Raw genomic sequence first — 5,277 nt, 5'->3', positions numbered from 1 at the left:
GAGTCAAGGTTTCCACTGGTCATTCCGCCAACACCACAATTGTCTGTCCAGCTAGTGGTCAGGTTTGCAGGCCATTCAGCATTACAATCCTCTAACATGTAGTCATCGATAGGAGTTAAGGCTACAGGAGTCTCATCAAACTCACGGCTAACAGTCACAACCATTTCTGAGTAATTACCGCAGTCATCGGTTACACTAAAGGTGTAATCCCTGCTTTGGATACAACCATCAGTACTTACTTCGCCTCCACCATCGGAGTCAAGGTTTCCACTGGTCATTCCGCCTACACCGCAATTGTCTGTCCAGCTAGTGGTCAGGTTTGCAGGCCATTCAGCGTTACAATCCTCTAACATGTAGTCGTCGATCGGAGTTAAGGCTACAGGAGTCTCATCAAACTCACGGCTAACAGTTACAACCATTTCTGAGTAATTTCCGCAGTCATCGGTTACACTAAAGGTGTAATCCCTGCTTTGGATACAACCATCAGTACTTACTTCGCCTCCACCATCGGAGTCAAGGTTTCCACTGGTTTGTCCGCCAACACCGCAATTGTCTGTCCAGCTAGTGGTCAGATTTGCAGGCCATTCAGCGTTACAATCCTCTAACATGTAGTCATCGATCGGAGTCAAGGCTACAGGAGTCTCATCAAACTCACGGCTAACAGTCACAACCATTTCTGAGTAATTTCCGCAGTCATCGGTTACACTAAAGGTGTAATCCCTGCTCTGGATACAACCATCGGTACTTACTTCGCCTCCACCATCGGAGTCAAGGTTTCCACTGGTTTGTCCGCCTACACCGCAATTGTCTGTCCAGCTAGTGGTCAGGTTTGCTGGCCATTCAGCGTTACAGTCCTCTAACATGTAGTCGTCGATCGGAGTCAAGGCTACAGGAGTCTCATCAAACTCACGGCTAACAGTCACGATCAGTTCTGAGTAATTTCCGCAGTCATCGGTTACACTAAAGGTGTAATCTCTGCTCTGGATACAACCATCGGTACTTACTTCGCCTCCACCATCGGAGTCAAGGTTTCCACTGGTTTGTCCGCCTACACCGCAATTGTCTGTCCAGCTAGTGGTCAGGTTTGCTGGCCATTCAGCGTTACAGTCCTCTAACATGTAGTCGTCGATCGGAGTCAAGGCTACAGGAGTCTCATCAAACTCACGGCTAACAGTCACGATCAGTTCTGAGTAATTACCGCAGTCATCGGTGACACTAAAGGTGTAATCTCTGCTTTGGATACAACCATCGGTACTTACTTCGCCTCCACCATCGGAGTCAAGGTTTCCACTGGTCATTCCGCCAACACCACAATTGTCTGTCCAGCTAGTGGTCAGGTTTGCAGGCCATTCAGCATTACAATCCTCTAACATGTAGTCGTCGATAGGAGTCAAGGCTACAGGAGTCTCATCAGCAGCTATTGTAAAGGTAGTACTACAACTGCTTTCCTGGCCACATTCATCGGTTACCGAAATTCCGATAGAAACACTTCCGCCACAGAATTCGGGTGGAGTCAATCGATCTAAATTATCAACGACCTGGCCATTCAAATAATATACAGCCGTAACTTCACCGCCACCGCCTTCATAAGAAAGACTATTCTTCCAGGTGTCAAAAGCAGCGTCTATTTCTGTTTGGGCAGTACATGCCGGTAAAGAAACATTTTCAGGACATGAGGCTTCTAGAATCTCTGCAGGATCATTCTGGATGACCGAAATACCTTCCGCTTCAGCAAAACAACCTTCATTTCCGCCAATTAATATGGTGGCTTTAAATTTATAGGTTCCTTCTGTGACATTTTCCAAAGAAGCATTGGTCGCGCCTTCGATCTCTACATAAGCGTCATCAATCCATTCATACCATTGATATTTGAACGTTCCGGTTAACGGAGTCACATCAGCTGTAAGAGTAGTAGAAGTCTCAAAACATTCATAAGAACCATTTTCGACTTCAACGGTTACTTCCGGAGTATCTCCTAATTGGAATGGTCCGGCAAAATCTTTCAGGGAAGAGGTAAAAGCATCTGAAGAGCGGCTTTTAACTATTACACTTCCTAAAGGACTGTCACAAAAGATATTATCACTCTGGGTATCGAAACCAAAAAGAGTTGAGTTAAGTGCCAGCTCAGCCAGGGTATTTGTCTGATAAAAATCGACCACATCACCCGCATCATTAATGGTTCCCCAGTCCGGTGCAGGAACAGTTCCATCGTTATTAGACTGGGCAAAGACAGCCAATTTCGGAGTCCCACTTTTCAAACTTATTCTGGCATATCCATAATTTTTACTTGGATCATTGTCACATGGGTAGAAAACGAAGCCTCCACTGGCACTTCCGAAATTAAAAGGCCTTTCAGGTAATAAATTAAAGTCAGCAAAATCCTGATTTGTAGGAAAATCTCTTTTATCGATCCATACAAAAAGGCGAATATCTACGGCATCCCCTCCTTTGGTATAATTGACGGACATGATAATATCCCCATGTTCAAGGACCGAACCATCACCTTCATTCTCACCCTCAGCTATGAGATCGAATTCATAAGCGGTATGTCCGCAGTCTTCTCCTGCAGTTATCAAACTTGTTTTGGAAGCATTAAGAGTAACTTCTTCCCTGTAATATTCAAAATCCAGATAACTATCCCCATCTGCATTTCGGGTAGAGGCTGCCACGATCGCATATTGATCTCCGTCTGCAGCTCTTCTTAAATGACCAAAAACATCAACTATATCATTCTTTTGCGGAACATCACCGGTCTTAAATGTCCAAGTGGTAGGATCATTGTAATTTTTGTTGATCTGCTGATCAAAGACAGTCATATCTTTCTTGTCACCATCTGTGCGCTGATCCCTGTAATAAACAGCATCAATCCAAATAACCCCGTCATTCTCCGGCATGGAATACAGGTCGGCATTCATACGAAGTTCAAATATTTCATTTGCTCCACTCTGTAATGCGTTAAAATCCTGCATTGAAGGATATTCAATTACTGCGGCACCTGTAGCAGGGTTCCCATCGGGGTTTGGAGCCAAATAAGGAATGGTGAACCAGTCATCGGTTCCCTCTCCATCCAACAGAGAATTTCTGAATACATCGGACTCAACATCCGCGTCTATTCCGAATCCGGCCTGAATGGAGGTACTTAGAGTTACCTCCTGGGCGTTCGCTGCAGAAGGCATCCATAAAAAAATCAGCCCCACAAGAACAGAAGTTCCTGCAAAAGCTGATACAGATCTAATTTTGGGAACCAGCCATCTCCAACAGGCGTAAAAACCTATTAAGCCCATTCCCGGCACTGTAAAATCTCTCATAATTAGTGATTTTTGGTTAGTAAATACACCAAAAAACACAAGCGGTTCACTTCAAGGGAGCAAGCAAATCTGGGTGCAAGCTTCTGCAAGCAGAAGTAAAAAACCGGGGGAAACACTATTATTGGGCACGGTATAAACCGAGGCAATAATGCCATTTCAAAGAAGGCTTAGAGAGCAGACAGGGCAATCTTTCCACAAATGTGGATTGTTAAACTAAATTTTTAAGAAGGGAGGCAAACCAACAGGCTTTGGAGGAAAGCACAGTTCCAGCTCTAATTGGGGCCGGGGGAAGAAAAATCTTCATAAATTAAGGTGAAATTACAATTAAGGAGATGTAAGATTTCACTTCAATTCACTAATCTTACCTTAAATGTAAGGTAAAATTTAATTTGTAATTACCTGATAATGAGAAATTTTTGTTAAAAATTAAAGTTTAATCAGGGAACCGGAAAAACTCCTACAAAAAATTATTTTATCCATATCAAAAAGTATTAATGAAATTCTTACGTGCTGCCAACCAAAGAATTATAAATAAAAAAAGCAGCCGTTTCCGGCTGCTTTTCAGGATTTAAAGGTTAATTGAATTTATTTTTTAGAAGAAACGACTTGTTTGACAAATGTTTCCTTATCTGTGGTCACTCTGATCAGGTACATCTGATTAGCACTAATTGAGAAATCGACTCCTATAGAGGTAGAAGATCCTTTAGATACGCCTCGATCCTGAACAGTTTTCAACAGGTTACCTCCAAAATCAAAGATCTCTATGGTCACATCTGAAGTGTAATTCAGATCGTAACTCAAGTTGATCTCTTCCTTAAATGGCACCGGTGAAACATTCACGTCATTAATTACCATGTCACTTGATTGTTTCTCAATAGTATTGCTAGTAGCTGAGCTTGAATCAAATTGACAGTCATCCGGATCTTCAATTGGATCTGGATCACATGAAGCGTTAGTATTTAGGCTTATTTGACCTGTACTTCCGCTTACCATTTCTCCTCCACTATAATACATGGTAAATGAAGCGTAAGGATCAGCACCAACTAACATTCCTCCCAGTATGGTTTTTACATCATACTTTACTGAAATGATATAAGAAGTGCCGGCTGATGATGGGAAAGTAATTTCCACATCGCCTTGATCAGTTCCATCTCCATGATCGTAAATAGTAATGGAAGTTGGTTCAATAACCCCACACTCATTACTATACACTCTCACATTCTGCTCGTTTTGAGCAAGGAAATATTTAGTGAGATCTGAATCCTGATCTACTATAACTGTTGTAGATCCGGCTTTACCGGTAACATCAGCATAATAGAAGAACACTCCAGGAACCGCATTGGAAATCACACTACCGTCAAGAGTTATACAAACATTACTTAAAGTAAAGTCTATAGGATCCGGATCGGTGCTCTGTGTGATACACTTATATTCATCACAATCTGTCTGAGTTGGGAAGATATGTGCACAGTTCTCCGGTGGAGAGACAGTTGCTGTATCTGTATCTGTACATCCTTTATCATCAGTAACTGTTAACTCGTAAGTTCCTTCAACAGTTACTATTGGGTTTTGTACAGATGAAGTAAAGCCTCCAGGTCCCGTCCAACTATAATCATAATCAGGAGTTCCTCCACTGGCTGACCCAATTAACTGGAATCCGGAAGCATCACACGGAAGATTTCCTCCAGTCGCAGTTGCTGTTGGATTCGGGTTAATAGTAAAGCTTGAAGATACCTCATCCTGAGTACAACCATCGTCTATTTTATAGGTTGCATTAACAGTACCTCCAGTTACCAGGTCTGGTGCGGTTGGTTCTCCGCCTACAAAGAAGGCGGTGGCATCACATCCATCATTCAACGTGTTAAATCCGTCTAACCATGTATTAAATGCCGCATCCAGTTCTTCCTGGGTTTCAAAAGCACAGTCTTCAAAATCAGTTGGTGCTTCGAGTTTTACAGCATCTCCTGCA

At 42.7% G+C, this 5,277-nt stretch carries 2 protein-coding genes; both read right to left on the bottom strand.

The features are described from left to right. Nucleotides 1-3,308, bottom strand: a 3,308-nt coding sequence (locus tag ACFQ1G_RS12940; protein ID WP_380740200.1) for a hypothetical protein, incomplete at its 3' end; no start/stop codon positions are given. Nucleotides 3,309-3,893: 585 nt separating this feature from the next. Further along, a partial coding sequence (locus ACFQ1G_RS12935; RefSeq protein ID WP_380740198.1) for a hypothetical protein occupies nucleotides 3,894-5,277 on the bottom strand: 1,384 nt, incomplete at its 5' end.

Source organism: Salinimicrobium gaetbulicola (assembly GCF_042676025.1).
Classification (GTDB): Bacteria; Bacteroidota; Bacteroidia; order Flavobacteriales; family Flavobacteriaceae; genus Salinimicrobium; species Salinimicrobium gaetbulicola.
Note: the sequence above shows the minus strand (reverse complement) of the source record. Positions and strands in the feature narration are given on the sequence as shown.